At 74.7% G+C, this 20,490-nt stretch carries 3 protein-coding genes; all 3 read right to left on the bottom strand.

Translation table 11 applies throughout. The features are described from left to right. Positions 1 to 39: 39 nt before the first annotated feature. The 3 genes from C9F11_RS47650 to C9F11_RS35490 all read right to left on the bottom strand — a co-directional run bounded on the left by C9F11_RS47650 (position 40) and on the right by C9F11_RS35490 (position 20,490). Entirely contained in the window at positions 40 to 15,690 is a 15,651-nt protein-coding gene (locus C9F11_RS47650) for a non-ribosomal peptide synthetase (RefSeq protein ID WP_171075939.1), read from the bottom strand. Between the two features lie 61 nt (positions 15,691 to 15,751). Beyond that, complete coding sequence (locus C9F11_RS35495) at positions 15,752 to 19,711, bottom strand: SDR family NAD(P)-dependent oxidoreductase (RefSeq protein WP_138963450.1); 3,960 nt, start codon at positions 19,709 to 19,711, stop codon at positions 15,752 to 15,754. Continuing rightward, a complete protein-coding gene (locus C9F11_RS35490) occupies positions 19,708 to 20,490 on the bottom strand; it encodes an alpha/beta fold hydrolase (RefSeq protein ID WP_138963448.1) in 783 nt (260 codons plus the stop codon). Before C9F11_RS35490 ends, C9F11_RS35495 begins: the two co-directional genes overlap by 4 nt.

Genomic DNA, 20,490 nt, shown 5'->3' with positions numbered 1-20,490 from the left:
CGTCGTCGCCCACCGGCGTCCACCGGCGCGCGCCCTCGTTCACCGTCGTTCTCCGGCGAGATGACGGGCGATGACCTGGCAGATCTCGGTGGCGGGGCCGGGCAGATACAGGTCCTCGTGTGCGCCGGGCACGTCGTACTGGTGCAGGGAGCCGTGGACGTACGGGCGCCAGTGCCCGGCGAAGCCGCCCCCGGGCCGCGGCACCGCGTTGAAGAGCAGGGCGTCGCCCCGGTACACGGGTGAGGCGAAGTCCCCCATCAGACCGGTGTAGTTGACGATCGCGGCGACCGCGGTGTCCACGAACGACGCGTCGGCCCCGCCGGTGAGGTGTGCGGCGAAGTAGTCCCGCACGGCGGCCTCGGTGGGCGGTGCGTGGGCTGCCAGGTGCTCACCGGGCGCGCTGTCGAGCAGGGCGAGAAGGCCCACCTCGTGGCCGCGGCGCTGTAGTTCCGCGGCCACCGCGTGGGCGAGCGTCCCGCCGACCGAGTGGCCCAGCACGTGGAACGGGCCCCGCGGCTGGACGGCCAGGATCTCGTCGGCGTAGTCCGCCACCATCTCCTCGACGGACCGGGGCAGCGCGGCCGACCCGTCGAGCCCCTTGGCCTGGATCCCGTACGCCGGCCGGTCCCGCGGAAGCAGCGCGGCGAGCCCCAGATAGGGCCAGCAGATCCCGCCGCCGGGGTGGATCCACCACAGGGGTTCGCGGTCCCCGCGGGTCCTGAGGGGCAGGACGGGGGCCAGCGGGTCCGTGGGCCCGGCCGGGGCGTCGTCCGCCGCCACGGCCTCGGCGAGTTCGGCGACGGTCGGGTGCTGGAACACGGTGGCGAGCGGTACGTCGGCGCCGATCACGACGCGGATCCGGTTGACCAGGCGCGCCGCCGAGAGGGAGTGCCCGCCCAGGGCGAAGAAGCCGTCGTCGAGGCCGACCCGGTCAAGTCCCAGCGTCTCGGCGAACAGGTCGCACAGCAGGCGTTCCCGCAGGGTGCGCGGGGGCCTGCCGGTCGCGGACCGGGCGTAGTCCGGGGCAGGCAGGGCGCGCTTGTCCGGCTTGGCGCTCCCCGTCAGCGGGATCTCGTCGACGACCATGACGACGGCGGGTACGGCGTGCTCCGGCAGGCGCTCCCGCAGGTGGGCCCTCAGCTCGGCCTCCTGTGCCGTCGCGCCGGCCCGGTCGGTGAGCGTGACGTATCCGACCAGGCGCTCGTCGCCGCCGGGCGCGTCGACGACGACCACGGCCCGGTCGACCGCCGGGTGCTCGAGGAGGGCCGCCTCGACCTCGCCCAGCTCGATGCGCAGTCCGCGGAGTTTGATCTGGTCGTCCTCGCGTCCGCGGAAGGTCAGTTCGCCGTCCGCGGTCCACGCGACGACGTCACCGGTGCGGTACATCCGCTCGCCCGCGGGCCCGAACGGGCAGGCCACGAAGCGCTGTGCGGTGAGCGCCCGGCGGCCGAGATATCCCCGCGCCACTCCGGCACCGGCGATGTACAGCTCCCCCGGGACCCCGGCGGGAAGCGGCCGCAGCGCGGCGTCGAGCACGTACACCTGGGTGCCGGGGATGGGGCGGCCGATCGGTGGGATGCCCTCGTCCCCGGTGAGCGGGGCGGTCATGAGGCTGGCCGCGGTGGTCTCGGTGAGGCCGTAGATGTTGACCATGCGCCGCCCCGGTGCCCACCTGCTCACCAGGTCGGGCGGGATCAGCTCGCCGCCGGTCGCGAGCGAGGTGACGGTGGACAGGGCTCCCGGCGGCAGCTGCGCGAGCGCCCCGATCGGGCACATCAGGTGCGTCACGCGGTTCTTCGCGACGGTGGCGGCGAGCACCGGCCCGGCCGTCAGCTCGGCCTCGTCGGCCACCACGAGGGTCGCCCCCGACAGCAGCGTCGTGTAGATCTCGCACAGCGAGACATCGAAGCTCGGCGACAGCAACTGGAGCATGCGGCTGCCGGACGTCACCTCCAGCCTCTCGGCGTGCGCCGCGACGAGGGCGGCGATGCCCCGGTGCGAGACCGCGACGCTCTTGGGCCGCCCCGTGGACCCCGAGGTGTACAGCACGTACGCGAGGCCGTCGGGGTCGGTGGTGCCGGGGACGGTCACCTCCTCGCCCTCGGGCAGCGGGTGGTCGAGGCGCAGCACCGGTACGGGGAACCGTGACAGCGCCTCGGCGGTGGTGGCGTCCGCCAGGGTCAGGCACGCCCCCGAGTCGGCCATCATGTAGGCGATGCGCCGGTCCGGGTAGCCGGCGTCGACGGGGAGGTAGGCGCCGCCCGCCTTGGCCACGGCAAGGAGCGCCACGATCAGCTCGGGCGAGCGCCGGGAGGAGACCGCCACCACCGACTCCGGGCCCACCCCGTGCTGGAGCAGCGCACCGGCGACCCGGTCGGAGCGGGCGTCGAGGTCCTTGTAGGTCAGCGCGTGCGGCCCGTGCGCCACGGCGGTCGCGTCGGGGCTCGCGGTGACCTGGGAGGCGAAGAGTTCCGTGAGCGTGCCGGGGACCGGCTCGGGCGTCAGCCGGCGCGCGGGGGCGGTCTCGGTGGCGATCGCGCCGATCGGCGTGTCCGGGGCCTCGGCCAGGGTGCGCAGGGCCGCGGCCAGCCGGTTGACGATCTCCGCGGCGGTCTCGGGCGCGAACAGGGCTTGTTGGTACTCGACGACGACGCGCAGGGCGGGGTCGGCGGACGCCGCGACGCCGAGGGGGTAGTGCGTGCCGTTGGGTGAGGTGACTCCGGTGATCGTGATGCCGCCGGTGTCCTTCGGCTCGTCGTCCGGGAGCGGACGGGAGGGGTCGAGGGCCCTGGAGGGAGCGGCCTCGAAGACGGCGACGGTGTCGAAGAGGTCGGGCAGGCCCGTCTGCCGCCGGATGTCGGTCAGCGGATGGTGGTGGTGGTCGAGCAGCGCGGTCTGCCGCCGCTGGAGGTCGGTCAGGACGTCCTGGAGGGTGGTCCAGGGCGTGCAGGTGAGCCGGACCGGGACGGTGTTGATGAACAGGCCGACCATCGACTCCACGTCCGCCACGGCGGGGGGACGTCCCGAGACCGTGGTGCCGAACAGCACGTCCTGCCGTCCGGTCAGGCCCGCGAGGACGATCCCCCACACTCCGTGCACCAGGGTGCTGAGGGTGACGCCCATCTCGGCGGCTCGGCGCGGCAGTTGGGCCGCGGCGTCCTCGGGCAGCGGGACCTCCAGGCGCCGGGCGGTGCTCTCGGGCGCCGTCGGCCGCGGTTGCCGGGAGGGGGCCAGCAGGGTGGGTTCCTCGACGCCGTCCAGCTCCCGCGCCCAGGCGCGGGCGGACGCCTCCCGGTCCTGTCCGCCCAGCCAGGTGAGGAAGTCCCGGTAGGCGGGCGGCGGCGGCAGCGCCGAGGCGTCGCCGCCGGCCGCGTACAGCCGCAGCAGTTCGCGCATGAGCAGCGGCACCGACCACCCGTCGAGCAGGACGTGGTGGGCGGTGAGCACCAGGACGGCCGACTCGGCTCCCGTCAGGACCAGGGTGAGCCGGATCAGCGGCGGCACCGCCGGGTCGAACCGGGTGGCCGCGTCGTCGGCGAGGAGCCGCCGCAGCGCCCGGTCCCGCTCCGGCTCGGCGAGGTCGCGCAGGTCCGCTTCCCGCCAGGGCAACGTGACGCCGTCCAGGACCAGTTGGACCCACTCGCCCGCGACGTCACCCGCGAAGGCGACACGCAGGTTGGGGTGCCGGTCAAGCAGGGCCTGCCCCGCGCCGCGCAGGCGGGCCGGATCCACCGTCCCGGCCAGGTCGTGCACCAGTTGTACGTGGTAGGGGTCGTAGCCGGTGCCGGAGAGCAGGGACTGGAAGAGCAGGCCGGACTGCAGGGCCGTGAGCGGCCAGACGTCCGAGAGCGCGGGGTGGCGCTGCCGCCAGGTGTCGAGCTGCGCCTGCCGCACCGCCACCAGTGGCAGGTCGGCGGGGACGGGCCCGCCCGCGCCGGGCCGCGTGGCGTGGCGCGCCAGTTGGGCGAGGGCGGTGCGCCACAGCTCGGCGAGGTCGCTCACCTCGTCCCGGGTCAGCACCCGGCCCGCGAAGCCGAACCGGGCGGTGAGGCGGGGCCCGTCCGCGGTGTCGGTGACGTACGCGTTCACGTCCAGCGTGGACATCAGGGACATGTCCGGGTCGCACCGCACGGTCAGGTCGGCGGCGCAGGGGGCCTCGGTCCAGCCCAGGGAGCGCAGGTGCTCGGGCAGGTCCGTCGCCGCGAAGCGCCCGAGGTAGTTGAAGGTCACCTGGCCGGAGGGGTACCGCGCCAGCTCGGCGGCGGTCTCCTCGTTCAGGTGGCGCAGCATCCCGTGGCCGAGGCCCTTGTGCGGCATCCGGAGCAGTTGGGTGCGGACGGCCTTGACCACGTCGCCGACGGCCGCGTCCACGAGGGCCGGATCGGCGTCGTCGGCGGCCGGTCGCAGCGCCGTCCCCGGCAGCTCGACGCGGAGCGGGTAGAGGCTGGTGAACCAGCCCACCGTGCGGGACAGGTCGGCCCCTGAGGCGATGGTCTCCTCCCGGCCGTGGCCTTCCACGCGCAGCAGCGTCGAGGGCTCGGTCACGCCGCGCGCCCGGCGCCACCGGCCGAGGGCGAGCGCGAGCGCGGCGAGGAGCCCCTCGCTCGGCCCGCAGCGGAAGGCGGCGGGCACCGTCGTGAGCAGTGCCGTCGTCAGGTCGGGCGGCACCTCCACGTCCAGGCTGTCCGCCGTGGCCTGGACGTCGACGGCCGGGTCGAGGGCCCGGTCGCCGAGGAGCGGGTCGGGGCCGTCCAGGACGGACCGCCACAGCGGCAGCTCCGCCGTCAGCTCGTCCGTCGACGCCAGGTGGGCGAGCGTGCGCGCCCAGTGCCGGAAGGAGGTGCCGACCGCCGGGAGCCGCGGCGTGTCACCGGCCCTGACGCGGTCCCACGCGGCAGCGAGGTCGGGCAGCAGGACGCGCCAGGACACCGCGTCCACGACCAGGTGGTGCAGGGCGACGACGAGCAGCCCCGGGTCGGCCCACACGAAGCGCGCCATCACGCCTGCCGCCGGGTCGAGCAGGCCGAGGGCGGCGTCCAGCGCGCGCTGGAGGCCGGCCGTGCCGTCGTCGTCGCCCCGCTCGACCCGGGTGACGAGGGTGCGGACGTCCACCGAGCCCGGCGGCTCGACCCGCAGCGCGCCGTCCACGAGGCGGGAGCGCAGCATGTCGTGGTGGTCGACGACCGCGGTCAGCGTGGCGGTGAGCCCCGCCTCGTCGATGCCAGCCGGCAGGTCGAGCACGGTGGCCATGGCGAAGCGGTCGATCGTCCCGTGCTCCAGCAGGTACGCCCCCATGGGCGGCAGCGGCAGGGCGCCGAGGCCGCTGTCGCCCGGCTCCACCGGGGTGTGCGCGGGGGCGGCCCGTTCGTCGGCCCGCGCCGCGAGCTCGGCCACCGTCCGCAGCTCGAACATCTCCCGCGGAGTGATCTCGACACCGCGCGCCTTGGCCCGCGAGACCACCTGGATGGAGCGGATGCTGTCGCCCCCGGCCAGGAAGTAGTCGTCGTGGACGCCGACCCTCTCGATGCCGAGGACGTCGACGACGACGGCGGCGAGCGCCGCTTCCGTCGCCGTGCGCGGCGCCTGGTACGCGACGGTGGGCGCGGTCCGCCTCGCGGCGGCCGGGGCCGGGGCGTCGACCACGCCGAGCGGGGCGCGGGGGTCGGCCACGGCGCCGCGCAGCAGCTCGACGAACCGGTGCGCCAGGTCCTCGACGGTGGCGCGGTCGAACAGGTCGGTCGCGTACTCGACGTAGCCCGTCACGCCGCGTCCGGGGACGTCGACCATGATGAAGGACAGTTCGAGCTTGGCCGTGGCGGTGTCGACGGTGTCCATGGCCGTCCGGAGCCCGCTCAGCTCGAAGTCGCCGTCGGTGACGTTCTGCCAGGAGAACATGACCTGGAACAGCGGGTGGTAGGCGGTGGACCGTTCCGGGTTGAGCAGCTCCACCAGCCTTTCGAAGGGGACGTCCTGGTGGTCGTAGGCGGCCAGGGCGCGGTGCCGCACCTCGTCGAGGATCTCGGCGAACGTGGGGTTGCGCGGTGTCCGGACGCGCAGCACCCAGGTGTTGACGAAGAACCCGACCAGGTCCGTCAGCGCCTCCTCGGTGCGGCCCGCGATCGGGGACCCGATGGTGAGGTCGTCGCCGCAGCCCAGGTCGCGCAGGAGCGCCGCCAGGGCCGCCTGGAGGACCATGGACGTCGTCGCGCCGCGGGCGGTGGCCAGTTCCTCCACGGCGGTCATCAGGCCGGGGTCCAGGGGGAAGGTGACGAGGTCGCCGCGGTGGCTCATGACGGCGGGCCGGCGGCGGTCGGTCGGCAGGCGCAACGGCTGGGGGACGCCGTCGAGTTCGGCCCGCCAGTAGTCGGCCTGGGTGGCGAGCACGCTCGCGGGGTCGTCCTCGTCGCCCAGCAGTTGCCGCTGCCACAGGGTGTAGTCGACGTACTGCACGGGCAGTTCCCGCCACTCCGGCGCGGCGCCGCGCAGCCGGGCGGCGTACGCCGTGCTCAGGTCGCGCATCAGGGGGGCGATCGACTCGCCGTCGCCCGCGATGTGGTGGATGAGCAGCAGCAGTACGTGCTCCTGGGGGCCGCACCGGAAGAGGCGGCCGCACACCGGGGGTTCGGTCGCCAGGTCGATGAGGTGGACCGCGGCCTCGGCGACGGCGTCGTCGAGGGCCGCGGGGTCGACCTGGACGACGGGGACGTCCAGGGACACCTGGCCGATCGGCAGGATCCGCTGGAAGGGCACGGCGTCGTCGTCCTGCGCCACCAGCGTGCGCAGGCTCTCGTGGCGCGCCACCACGTCCCGCAGCGCCCCGCGCAGCGCGGCGACGTCCAGGGCGCCGTCCAGGCGCAGCACGATGGGGACGTTGTAGGTCGCGGACGCCCCGTCGAAGCGGTGGGCGAACCAGACGCGGTGCTGGGCGGGTGACAGCGGCACGTGGTCGGGCCGCGGCTCGGCGCGGCGCAGCACGGGGCGTTCCGACGGCCCGGTGGGCAGGTGCTCGACCAGCGCGGCGACGGTGGGCGCGTCGAAGACGGCGCGGATGGGCACGTCCACGCCCAGGGCCACCCGGATCCGGCTGACCAGCCGGGTGGCGAGCAGCGAGTGGCCGCCAAGGGCCGAGAAGTCGTCGTCGATGCCGACCTTCTCCAGGCCGAGGACCTCGGCGAAGAGCAGGCACAGCAGCTCTTCGCGCCGGGTGCGGGGAGCCCGGCCGCGCCCCGCGCCCGCGCCGAGGTCGGGGGCGGGCAGCGCGGTCCTGTCCAGCTTGCCGCTGCTGGTCAGCGGCCAGGCGTCGAGGGCCACGACGGTCGTGGGCACCAGGTGGGCGGGCAGGTGTTTCGCCGCGTGGGCGCGCAGGTCCTCGCCGAGCCGGCGGGGGGTGAACCAGCGCTGCTCAGCGGGTGCGGGGGCGGCCGGCGGGATCGCGGCCCCGGGGCGGACGGCGTAGACGGAGTGCATGTCCGTGCCGGCCAGTTGGTCCTCCTGCCGCACGGTGACGTCGAAGCCGTGCTCGCGCAGGAGGCCGCAGATGTGGGCGAGGCGTCCTTCGATGTCGTGGACCTCGACGGCCAGCTGGCGGATGAGCGACCAGTGCTCGGCCTCGATGCCCCGCAGGACGTCCAGCTCGCTCTTCTCCGCGTCGATCTTCAGCAGGTCGATCACCGGGAGGTCGTGGTCGCGTATCACCTGCGAGAGCGTGCGCATCTCGATGTCGAGCCGCTCGCTGTGCAGCCGCTCCGTCAGCAGTTCGGCGAGTTCCGCCTCGTCGAGCCCGGCCCGCTCGCCGTCGTCGCCGACGACCAGCTCCAGCATGCGGCGCTCCTCGCCCTCGTCGGCGAAGCGCCCGGAGAGCAGGGACAGGTCGGGGTAGTAGGTGAACTCGGCGGTGCCGGGCGCGCTGCCGATGCCGCAGTTGGTCACCACGGCGTCGATGCCGTGCAGTTCGGCGTTGAGCTGGAACATCCGGGCGAGTTCGGGCATCGGTTCGAACGCGTGGATCCGGGCGTCGGGCCACTGCCGGCTGACGAACAGCGAGAACAGGCCGACGTGGCCGCCGACATCGACCACCCGGGCGCCCGGCGGCAGGGTGATCCCGGCCTGGAGATAGGCGTTGTGCGCGAAGATCTCGTCGTACAGGAACGCGGTGCTGGAGGGGTTGCGGGCGTGCACGGTCATGCCGTTGGGCAGCTCGTGCAGCTCCTTTCCGTCGAGCCGTCCCTCGCGGCGCAGGCGGCACAGGTTGGCCACGGCCGACGCCGTGCCCTGGTCCGGCACCACGTATCCCACCAGCAGCGGCCCGGAGCCGCTCTCGCGGGCGAGGACGACGGCCCGCTCGACGCCGGGGTGAGCGGTGAGCACGCTCTCGATCTCGCCGGGTTCGACGCGCCAGCCCCGGATCTTGACCTGGTCGTCGGTCCTGCCGAGGTAGGTGACCTGTCCCTGGCCGTCCCAGCGGACCAGGTCGCCCGTGCGGTACATGCGCGTGCCCGGCGCGCCGAAGGGGTCGGCGACGAACCGGTCGGCCGTCAGCCCCGGCCGGTGGACGTAGCCGCGGGCGAGCTGGTCGCCCGCGAGGTAGAGCTCCCCCGCCATGCCGGGGGCGACGGGGGCCAGGCGCTCGTCCAGGACGTAGAGCCGGGTGTTCCACACGGGCCGGCCGAGGGTGACCGGGCCCGGCCCCGCCGGGCACGGCGCGGCGGTGACGTCGACCGCGGCCTCGGTGGGTCCGTAGAGGTTGTTCAGGCGGGCACCGAGGACGGTGTGGTACTGGTCCCGCAGGGCCGGGGGCAGCGCCTCGCCGCTGCAGATGACCTCGCGCAGGCTGGTGCACCCGGCCGCCGCGGGGTCCTGGACGAAGTCCTGGAGCATCGAGGGGACGAAGTGGACGAGCGTGACCTGGGCCCGCTGGATCAGCGCGGCGAGGTACGCCGCGTCCCGGTGTCCGTCCGGCCTCGCCACCACCAGCGTGGCGCCGGACATCAGGGGCAGGAACAGCTCCCACACCGAGACGTCGAAGGTCAGGGGCGTCTTGTGCAGGACGCGGTCCTGGGCGGTCACCGCGTAGTGGTCGCGCATCCACAGCAGCCGGTTCACGATGGCGGCGTGTTCGACCGCCACGCCCTTCGGCCGGCCGGTCGAGCCCGAGGTGTGCAGGACGTACGCCAGGTTCGCGGGGGTCGCGCGGGTGCCGCGCCCGGCGCTCGCGGGAGCGGCCACAGCGCCAGCGTCGGCGTCGGTACCGGCGTCTGGGTCGGCGTCTGCGTCGGTGTCGACAGGGCGGTCCGGCTCGTCGACGGTGACGCGGGTGGCCCCGCTCGGGAGCGGCGCGTCCGGCGTGGTGAGGGTGAGCACCGGCCGGGCGTCGGCGTGGACGTGGGCGATCCGGTCGGCGGGGTGGTCCGGGTCGACCGGCACGTAGGCGGCGCCGGTCTTCAGGGTCGCCAGGAGGGCGACGACCATCTCCACCGAGCGGGGCAGCATCACCGCCACCACGGTCTCCGGCCCCGCGCCGCGGGCCGCGAGGCGGCGCGCGAGCCGGTCGGCGCGCTCCGTGAGTTCGGCGCAGGTGACGGCCTCGTCCTCGTACCGCACCGCGATGGCCGCCGGTGTCCGGGCGAGCTGTTCCTCGATCAGTTCGGTGAGGGTGACGGAGGGCACCGCGTGGGCGGTGTCGTTCCACCGGGTGACCACCAGCTCGCGCTCGGCCGGGTCGAGCAGGGTGACGCGGCCGACCGGTGTCCGCGGGTCCTCGGCGAACTGCCGCAGGATCCACTGGAAGCGGTCGGCGATGCCGGTGACCACCTCGTGGTCGAAGACGTGCCGCTGGTACTGGAGGACGAGCCGCAGCTGCGGGTCGGCGTCCGCCACGACCGCGAGCGGGTAGTGGGAACCGCCGTAGGGCGTCAGGCCCGTGACGGTCACCCCGGTGCCCGCGTAGGCCTCGCTGAGGCCGACGTGGTCGATGGGGTACGACTCGAAGACCACGAAGGTGTCGAACAGCGGGTTCAGGCCCGCGGCCCGCTGGATGTCGGCCAGGCCGCGGTGATGGTGGTCGAGCAGCGCCGCCTGGCGGTCCTGCTGGCGGGTCAGCAGCTCGGCGAGGGTGTCGTCGGCGGGGCAGCTCACCCGCACGGGCAGCGTGTTGATGAACACGCCCACCATGGAGTCCACGTCGGGGACGGCGGGCGGGCGGCCCGAGACGGTGGCGCCGAACACGACGTCCGAGCGGCCGGTCAGCCGGCCGAGGAGGATCGCCCAGGTGCCCTGGACCAGCGTGTTGAGGGTGATGCCCAGCTCGGCCGCGCGCCGGGACAGGTCGCGGGCCAGGGCGGGGGGCAGCGGGACGGCGACCTGGCCCACGTCGGCGGCGCCGACCGCGGAGGCGCCCGGGGCCAGCAGGGTGGGCCCTGCCACCTCGTCCAGCTCCGCCGCCCAGGCGCGCGCGGCCGCCTCGTGGTCCTGTTCCGCGCGCCACTGGAGGAACTCCCGGTAGCCGCGCGCGCGGGGCAGCGCCGAGGCGTCGCCGCCCGTGCCGTACAGCTTCAGCAGGTCCCGCAGCAGCAGCGGAACCGACCATCCGTCGAACAGGACGTGGTGGGCGGTGAAGACCAGCTCCGCGGTGTCCGCGCCCGTGGTCACCAGGGACAGGCGCAGCAGCGGCGGCGACGCCAGGTTGAAGTGGGTGCTGCGGTCGTCCTCCAGGAACCGCTCAAGGTCCGCGCCCTGCTCGGCGTGGCCCTCCCGGCCGCTGAGGTCGAGGTGCCGCCAGGGCAGCTCGATCCGGTCCGATATGACCTGTACGTGATCGCCGTCGCCGTTCGGTACGAAGGCGGCGCGCAGGTTCGCGTGGCGATCGAGCAGGCTCTGTCCGGCCGCTCGCATCCGGTCCGGGTCGACCCGGCCGGACAGGTGCAGGACGAGCTGTACGTGGTAGGGGTCGAAGCCCGAGCCCGCCAGCATCGCGTGGAACAGCAGCCCGGACTGCAAGGGGGTCAGCGGCCAGATGTCGGCCACCGCCGGGTAGCGGCGCTCCCACTCCTCGATCTGGGCCTGGCGCACCGTCACCAGCGGCACGTCCGAGGGCGTCAGACCCCCGGCGCCCGGCTCGGCGACGTGCCGCGCGAGGGCCGTCAGCGCGGCGCACCACAGGTCGGCCAGCTCGCGCACCTCCGGCGCGGTCAGCACCCCGCGGGGGAAGCTGAACCTGGCCGAGAGCACGGGCCCCTCCTCGGTGTCGGTGACCAGCGCGTTGACGTCGAGCGCGGACAGGGCGGGCATGTCGGGGTCGAGGTCGGCGAGGAGTTCGGCGGTGCCGGGGGCGCGGTTCCAGCCGAGCCCGCGCAGGTTCTCCGGCATGTCGGCCTCGGAGTAGCGGCCGACGTAGTTGAACGCGAGCTGGCCGGAGGGCAGCCCCGCCAGCTCGGCCTCGGTGTCCTCGTTCAGGTAGCGCAGCAGGCCGTAGCCGAGCCCCTTGTCCGGGATGCGGAGCAGTTGCTCCTTGACCGCCTTGACGGCGCGGCCCACGGCCGGGCCCGAGGCGAAGGCGCCGTCCGGCGTGCCGTCGTCCGGTGCGGCGCCGTCGTCCGCGTCGGCGACGTCATCTGCGTCGGCGACGTCCAGGCGTACGGGGAACATGCTGGTGAACCAGCCCACCGTGCGGGACAGGTCCGCGCCCGGCACCACGTCCTCCTCGCGGCCGTGGCCCTCCAGGCGGACGAGCAGCGAACTCTCGTCGACGCCCCGTGCCCGCCGCCACCGCCGGACCGCGAGGGCCAGGGCGGCCAGCAGGCCGTCGTTGACGCCGCCGTGGAACGTCCGGGGCACGTCCGTCAGCACCGCCTCGGTGACCTGGGCGGGCACCCGCACCCACAGGTGCTCGACGGTGGACATGACGTCCACGGCGGGGTCCGGGAGGCGGGTGCCGAGCACCGGGTCCGGGCCCTGGAGCACGGAGCGCCACAGGGGCAGCTCGGCGGCCCGGCGCGGCGCCTCCTCCGCCAGCGCGTGCGTCCAGCGGCGCAGCGAGGTGCCCACGTCGGGGAGGGTCGGGGTCCGGTTCTCGCGCACCCGCTCCCACGCCGCCGCGAGGTCCGGGAGCAGGATCCGCCAGGAGACGGCGTCCACCACGAGGTGGTGCAGGACCATCAGGAGCCGCCCCGGGTCGCACCACACGTACTGCGCCATGACTCCGGCCGCGGGGTCGAGGCGGCCGGTGGCCGCGTCCAGTTCCGCGCGGGCCAGGTCCTCCCACGACCCGTCCCACGGCACGCGGCGCAGCAGGGCGCGGGCGTCCACCGAGCCGGGCGGCAGGATCCGCAGGCCGTCGGCGTCGAGGCGGGACCGGAGCACGTCGTGCCGGTCGAGTACGGCGGTCAGGGTCGCCACGAGACCGGCCTCGTCGATGCCCTCGGGCAGGTCGAGCACCATGGACATGGAGAAGCGGTCGTACCCGCCGCCCAGCTCCCGCATGAACCGGGCCACGGGCGGCAGCGGCACGAACCCCACGCCGCCTCCGGCCAGCTCCGCCAGGTGTTCGTCGGTGCCCGAGCGCGAGCGGGCCAGCTCCGCGAGGCGCGCCACCGTGCGGCACTGGAAGACCTCGCGGGAGGTCAGCTCGATGCCGTGGGCCCGGGCCCGGGCGACGACCTGGATCGAGCGGATGCTGTCGCCGCCCCGGGTGAAGAAGTCGTCGTCGACGCCGACCCGGTCCACGCCGAGGACTCCGGCGTACACCGCGACGAGGATCTCCTCCTCGGGGGTGCTCGGGGCGCGGTACGTGCCGCCGGTGAACTCGGGGGCGGGCAGCGCCGCGCGGTCCAGCTTGCCGGTCGGGGTCAGCGGCAGCTGGTCGAGGACCACGAAGGCGGCCGGCACCATGAACTCCGGCAGGCGCTTCACGACGAAGGCGCGCAGTTCGGCGATCGAGAGCCCGGCGGACAGGTCGACGTTCTGGTGGCGCCCGCCGCTGCCGGTGTCGCGCGCGGTGCGCCCGGTCGGGACCACGTAGCCCACGAGGTGGCGGCCGGTGGGCAGGTCGTGCGTGGTCACCACGGCGTGGGTCACCCCGGGGTGTGCGGTCAGCGCGGCCTCGATCTCGGCGGGTTCGATCCGGAAGCCGCGGACCTTCATCTGGCTGTCGTCGCGCCCGACGAACTCCAGTCGGCCATCGGTGTCCTGGCGGACGAGGTCACCGGTGCGGTACATGCGCTGCCCGGGGGGCCCGAAGGGGTCGGCCACGAAGCGTTCGGCGGTCAGGGCGGCACGGCCGTGGTAGCCGCGGCCCACCTCGCCGGCGACGTACAGCTCCCCGACGACTCCCGGGGCCACGGGAGCGAGCCCCGGGCCAAGGACGTAGGTGCGCATGTTGCCGAGGGGGGTGCCGATGGGCGAGCTGCTCGACGCGTCCGGCGGGGGCGGGTCCTGGATGACGTGGGCGGTCGCGTAGAAGCTCTCGCTCTGGCCGTACCCGTTGACCACGCGGACCCCGGGGAACGCCCGCTGCACCTGGCGCACCAGTGACGTGGGCAGCGCCTCACCGGCGAAGACCAGGCTGTCGACGCGGGTGTGCGGGGCGATCTGGTCGACGAGTTCGGCGAAGACCGAGGGCACGGAGCTGATCACGCTGCCGGACCAGCCGCCCCGCTCCCCCAGTTCCAGCACGTCCCGCACGACCTCGACGGTGCCGCCGGTGGCCAGCGTGGTGACGATCTCGAAGACGGACACGTCGAAGCCGATCGACGTGCCCGCCAGCATGCGGGCGCCCGGCCGCAGTCCGAGCGTGGCCGCGAGCCGGGTCACGCCGTTGACCACGCCGCGGTGGGTGATCGCGGCGCCCTTGGGCGTGCCCGTGGAGCCGGAGGTGTACAGGACGTAGGCCAGGCCGTCCGGGTGCGGCGCGGCCACCGTGACGTCCGGGCCCGTGTCCTGGGCCGTCAGGTCCTCCAGGCACACGACGGGGAGGTCCCCCGTCGGCAGCGCGCCGGCCGTGCCCGCCTCGGTGAGCACGAACACCGGGCGGGCCTCGGCAAGGACGTGCTCCAGGCGGGTGCTCGGATAGCGGGGGTCGACGGGCAGGTACGCGGCGCCGGACTTCAGGATCGCCAGCAGGGCGACCACCAGGTCCGCCGACCGCGGCAGCGCGAGGGCGACCAGCGTCTCGGGGGCCGCGCCCTCGCGGACCAGGGCGCGGGCGACACGGGTCGCGCGCTCGTCCACCTCCCGGTAGGTCAGCTCGCGCCCGTCGTGGACCAGCGCCACCGCGTCGGGCGTCGCCCCGGCCTGGCGCTCGAAGAGTTCGGGGACGGTCGCCCGCGGTGTCGGGGCCGCGGTGTCGTTCCACCGCGTCAGCAGCGCGTGCTCGGCCGGGGTCAGCACGTCCACCGCGCTGATCGGCGCGTCGACGTCCGCGGTGAGCCGGCGCAACACCCGTACCAGGCGTTCCCCGACGCGCACGACGGTGTCCCGGTCGAACAGGTCGGTGGCGTACTCCAGGTGGCACACCATCCCCGGGGCGGCGTCGGCGAAGTTGAATTCGAGGTCGAACTTGGCCGTCGGTGTCGGCACGGTCCGCATCGACGCCCGCAGGCCGGGCAGGTCCAGGTCCATGCGCTGGTTGTTCTGCCAGCTGAACATCACCTGGAACAGCGGGTGGTAGGCGGTGGAGCGCTCGGGGTTGAGGGCCTCGACGAGCCGCTCGAAGGGGGCGTCCTGGTTGTCGTACGCGCTCAGGGCCTTGTCCCGGACTCGGTCGAGCACCGTCCCGAGCGACGGGTTGCCGCTGAGGTCGGCCCGCAGCACCCAGCTGTTGACGAAGAACCCGATGAGGTCGGCCATGGCGTCGTCGTTGCGGCCCGCGACGGTGGCGCCCATCGTGATGTCCTCGCCCGCGCCCAAGTGGTGCAGCAGGACGGCGAGGGCGGACTGCAGCACCATGGCCGTGGTGACGCCCCTGGCCGCCGCCAGGTCCTCGACGGCGGCCACCAGGCCGGGCTCGATCGCGACGGTCACGAGGTCGCCGCGGCGGCTCGGCCGCGGGGGCCGCGGCCGGTCGGTGGGCAGCCGCAACTGTGCGGGGGCGCCGGCCAGTTCGGCCTTCCAGTACCTGAGCTGGGTGGCGAGCAGGCTGTCGGGGTCGTGCTCGTCCCCCAGGATCTCCCGCTGCCACACGGCGTAGTCCCGGTACTGCACCGGCAGGTCCGGCCACTTCGGCTCCTGCCCGGTGACGCGGGCCCGGTAGGCGGTGGTCAGGTCGCGGGCGAGCAGTTCCGTCGACTCCCCGTCGACGGCGACGTGGTGGACCACCAGGACCAGCGCGTGCCGGTCCGGCCCGGACCGCAGCAGACACGCCCGTAAGGGGATGTCGGTGGACAGGTCGAAGCGGTGGGCCGCCTCCTGTGCCACCGCGGCCTCCAGGTCGTCGGGCGGGACGACCGTCACCGGCACGGGCAGCACGAGGCGGTCCACGGGGACGATCTTCTGCGTGGGCACGCCGTCCTCGTCCTCGATGAACACCGTGCGCAGGGACTCGTGGCGGACGACGACGTCCCGCAGGGCCGCGCGCAGCGCGGAGACGTCCAGCTCGCCGTGGAGAGTCACCTCGAAGGGCACGTTGTAGACCGCCGAGGGCCCTTCGAGCCGGTCGATGAACCACAGCCGCCGTTGTGCGAAGGAGATAGGGATCACTACGTCCGCTCCTCGATCGTTCTTGCCACGCGAGCCAGGGCCGGTAGACAGCGCACGCTCTTCAGAAGGGAGGCCTCGGAAGGGGGGATTCGGAGGGGGGTGCGAGGGGGGTGGCTTCTGCCGGGGGCGTGCGGAGTCGTTCGACGGTCGCGGCCATGCCCGCGACCGTGGGGTCCTCGTAGAACTCCTGGGTGGTCATGCGGACCGCGATCCGGTCGTCGACCAGGCCGAGCAGCCGGGCGGCGCGCAGGGAGTCGCCGCCGAGTTCGAAGAACGAGTCGTCCCTGCCCACCCGCGGGCGGTCGAGGGCGTCGGACCAGATGCGGGCCAGGCGCCGTTCGAGTGCGGTGGCCGGCGGGGTGTGGGCGCGGGCGGCCCGGCGCGGGGCCGCGTCGAGCAGGAGCCGGGGCGCGTCGACGGTGCCGTCGGCGTGCCGGGGGATGCGCGGCAGCTCCACGAGGCGCACCGGCACCGGGCAGGCGCGGACATGGGACTCCAGGGCGGCGCGCACGGCCTCGGGGTGGGCGTCCGCGGCGGGGGCCCGCGGGGTGGAGGGCGTGTCCCGCCTGGTGTAGGCGACCACGAGTTCGCTGACGCGCAGCCCTTGCGGGGCCAGTTCCTCGACGATCCGCGGATGGGCGAGGTCGAGGCCGAGGAGCAGGTAGTGGTGGGGGGAGGTCAGGGCGCCCAGGAGCAGCTTCAGGCCCTCGTCGGGGTCGACGGCCAGGAACCCGCGGCGCCGCGCGGGCTCGCTCGGCCGGTCCCGGTTCATGCCGACGCCGGTCCACATGCTCCAGGCCAAGCACCGTACGGAACGGCCGCGTTCGTGCCGCCAGTGGTCGGCGAAGCCCACGAGGAAGGCGTTCGCCGCGGAGTAGGCGCCGAACGAATGGCCGCCGAACTCGCCGTTCACGGAGCCGAAGAGGACGAGCGTGGCGTCCGGGCGGCGGTGGAGCACCCGCGCCACGGCGAGCGTTCCGGCCACCTTGGCGTGGTACTGCTCGGCGAAGGTCGCCGCGGTCTCCCGGGCGAGGGTGTGCCGTTCGAGGGCCGCCCACTGCCCGGTCGGGTCGGCGGCGGCCAGGTGCAGCACCCCGTCCACGGGCGCGCCCCAGGCCTCCTCGGCCGAGGCGAGCGCGGCTTCGAGGGCGAAGGCGTCGGCGACGTCGGCCCGGTGGTGTCGGACGTCGCCCAGCTCGGCAAGGTCGGCGAGGCGGGCGGCCTTCTCCCCCTCGGCGGGCGAGCGCCCCACGAGCAGCAGCCTGGCCCCGTACGCGGCCAGCAGGTGTCCGGCGATGTCCAGGGCGATGCCACCGAGGCCACCGGTGATCAGGTACCGGCCGCCCGTGATCACCGGCGGTGCGGCGCCGTCCGTGCCGCTGTCCTCGGGGACGGGTACCAGGACCGGCCGCCAGCGGTGCTGGTCCCGTGCGGCGACGACGCCGGTGCGGTCCCGGTCGGTCAGTTCCGTGCGCAGCGCCTGCTCCCACCGCCGGTGGTCGGCGGGCAGGTCGAGGTGCCGGATCCGCGGTGTGGTGGACTCGCCGACCGCGGTCCTGACCAGGCCGGGCACCGCGCAGGTGCCGAGGTCGACCCGGTCGCCGTCGCGGACGTGCAGCGCTCCCGCGGTGAGGACGAGCACGAGGGGGCTGCCGAACTCCTCCTCGGCGAGCGCGCCGATCAGCGCGGTCAGTTCGGCCGTCGTCGCGGTCAGCTTCGTCAGGGGGTCGCCGTCGCACGACAGCGGGAGAGCGAACACGACGGTGGAGATCGCGCCGTGCCGGCCGGTCACCGACCGCAGCAGGTCCCGTATCCGCGCCCGGTCGTCCGGCCGTACGCGGTACCGGTCCGGTACCTCCTCGACGAACCCCTCGCCCCGGGCCGCGACGACCAGCGGGCCGTCGGGGCGCAGCCGCCTGAGCACCTCCTTGTCGGCGAGCAGCAGCCGCACGCCGTCGTCGCTCCGGGGGGTGGGCCCGGGCAGGGGCACCCACTGGCGCCGGGCGACTGCGCGTCGTTCCGTCTCCCCGGTGGCCGTGATGAGGCGGTCGTCGAACGCTCCGGCGCGCAGCCGGTCGACCAGCGCGGACCGCTGGATCTTCCCGCTGCTGGTCTTGGGGAACTCGGCCTCCCTCAGGGGCACGAGGAGGTCCGGGGCGAGCCCGGCCTCCCGCCCCAGGGCCAGGCGCGTGTCCTCGGCGATCCGGGTGAGCGCCGTGGCCCCGTCGTGCCCGGGCGGGTCCTCGGGCACGAAGAAGACGGCGAGGCGGTCGGACGTGGCGGCCGGTTCGCGCACCCCCGCCGCGGCCACGAACGTGGGACGTACGCCGTCGACCCGCTCGACGACGCTCTCCAGTTCGTGCGCCAGGTAGTTGATGCCGCGCACGATGATCTGGTCCTTGGCGCGCCCGGCGATGACGACCTCGCCGTCGCTGACGAAGGCGAGGTCACCCGTGCGGAACCAGTGGTGCTCGTCGTACGCGGCGCGCTCGGCCTCCTCGTTGCGGAAGTAGCCGCGCATCATCGTGGCGCCCTGGACGCGGAGTTCGCCCACCCTGTGCTCCGGCCGGACGGCCCCGTCGTCGGCCGTGACGCGCAGCCGGACCCCGGGGATCGGCCGTCCCACGGTGGAGAGCACCGCCGCGCGCCGGTCGCCGGGCGGCAGCCGGCGGACGGCGCCGCTCAGGGACGCGGGGTCCACCGCGACGGTGCCAGCGGCGGGCTCGGCGCGGCTCTGCCGGGTGTAGGTGACCCCCGAGCACGTCTCCGACATGCCCCAGCACGGCACCATCGCGTCGGCGCGCAGCCCGTGCGGCGCGAGCAGGTCGAGGAAACGGTGGCTGGTCGAGGCGACGACGGGCTCCCCCGCGTTGACCAGCTCGCGGACGCGGGACAGGTCCCAGGACCGCCGGCGGATCTCCGCTTCCCGCTCGTTGACCATGGAGAAGGCGAAGTTGGGCGCCCAGGTGTTGGTCACCCGGTACCGGTCCATCCAGTCGAGCCAGAGCAGGGGGTCGACGAGGAAGTGGTCGGTCCGCGCGTTGACGTGCCAGCACCTGACGAACACGTCGCGCACGTTGTACATCGCGACGGTCACGTGGTCCAGCGGCATCCAGATGAGGCTGACGTCGTGCTCGGTCAGTCCGCAGTGCGCGGCGACCGCGTACGTACGGGCCGCCACTGAGGCGTGGGTGTGCCGTACGCACTTGGGCACGCCGGTGCTGCCGGAGGTGAGCAGGTCGAGCACGGGGTCATCGGGCGTCGCGGGGAACCAGTCGTGGTCCGGTGGCGCCTGGAGGAGGTCGTGGGTGGTGAGGACGCGCACGTCGGGCTCGCCCCACAGCGCGCGCACCCCGGCCAGCGTCCCGGCGGTGGCCGTGTCGGTGAGCAGCACCGGCCGGCCGAGCAGTTCCCAGGCGTTGTGCAGCTTGCGGTTGGGTTCGTTGGGCGTCCGGTACGTCGGGGCGACGGCGACGGGCGCCGGTACGAACCCGCCGAGCACGCACGCCCAGAAGGCCGTGAGGTAGGCGCGGTTGTCGGCGAACACGAAGAGGGCGGAGTCGCCGGGGCGCAGTCCCGCCGCGCGCAGACCGCCGAGGGCGCGCTCGGCCTCGGCGAGCAGCTCCGGGTACGTCTGGACGTCGTCGTCGTGGTCGCGCCTGATGAAGAGCGTGCCGCGGTCGGGGGCGTACGCGGCCGCCGTGCGGAGGGCCGCTTGCAGCGTGGCGGGCGCGCCGTCGGGAACGGTCAGGGGCCCGCCGTCGAGGTCGGCGAGCGGGCCGTCGGCGCCGGCCGCGGGCGGCGGGGCGGGGGCGGCGGACGCGGGCGGCGCGGCGGGGCCGGCCGTCCTGCGGGCGACCGCGGCCGCGTCGGCGACGCCGGGGAGCCGCCGGGCCGCGTCGGCGACGCGGTCGAGGGCCTCCTGGTCGAGCTGCCCGGACGCGCCGAACGGGCTGAACCGGTCGGACGGGGAAAGCCGGTCGGCCCGGTCGCGCCGGCCGGGCCCGTCGACGTGCGTCATCTCGTTCCCCCATCCGTCGCCGGGGCCAGTGTCCGCTCGCCGATGAACGCGACCACGTCGGCCAGCTGGTCCAGGAAGTAGAAGTGGCCGCCCTCGTACAGCCGGGTGGTGACGTCCTTGGTGGTGCACGCCGACCACGCGCTCAGGGTGTCCACGGGGGACCGGGGGTCGGCGGTGCCCGCGAGCACGGTGACGGGGCACTCCAGCGGCGGCCCCGCGGTCAGGCGGTGTCGTTCCCACAGCGCGAAGTCCGCGCGCAGGACGGTCAGGAGGGAGCCCATCACGTCCTCGTCGGCGAGGATCTCGGCCTCGATCCCGCCGAGCCGGATGATCTCGGCGCGGAACGCGTCGTCCGGCAGTTCGTGGAGCTGACGGACGCCCGTTCGCCCCGGCGCCGGTTGCGCGGAGAGGAAGAGCTGCTCGGGGCCCCGGTGGCCCCGCGCGCGCAGCGCCCGGGCGAGTTCGTAGGCCAGCGCGGCCCCGCAGGAGTGGCCGAAGAAGGCGACCGGGCCGTCCAGGACGGCGCGCAGGGCGTGGACCAGGACCCGGACCAACGGGCCGACCTCGGTGAAGGGCTCCTCGGTGATCCGGTTCTGACGGCCGGGCAGCTGCACCGCGACCAGTTCGACGTCCGCGGGAAGCCGCTCGGCCCAGGCCGTGTAGGCGGCGGCGCCCGCGCCCGCGTGCGGGAAGCAGATCAGCCGCCGCCGGTGCCCCGGCCTGCGCGCCCGCCAGACGTAGGGGCTCTCCGGGACCAGCTCCTCGATGTCGACACTCAT

The sequence above is a fragment of the Streptomyces sp. YIM 121038 genome (assembly GCF_006088715.1).
Classification (GTDB): Bacteria; Actinomycetota; Actinomycetes; order Streptomycetales; family Streptomycetaceae; genus Streptomyces.
Note: the sequence above shows the minus strand (reverse complement) of the source record. Positions and strands in the feature narration are given on the sequence as shown.

Excerpts from the sequence above, each read along its gene's own strand:
- C9F11_RS35495 (WP_138963450.1), bottom strand. The coding sequence starts at position 19,711 with ATGACGCACGTCGACGGGCCCGGCCGGCGCGACCGGGCCGACCGGCTT.
- C9F11_RS35490 (WP_138963448.1), bottom strand. The coding sequence starts at position 20,490 with ATGAGTGTCGACATCGAGGAGCTGGTCCCGGAGAGCCCCTACGTCTGG.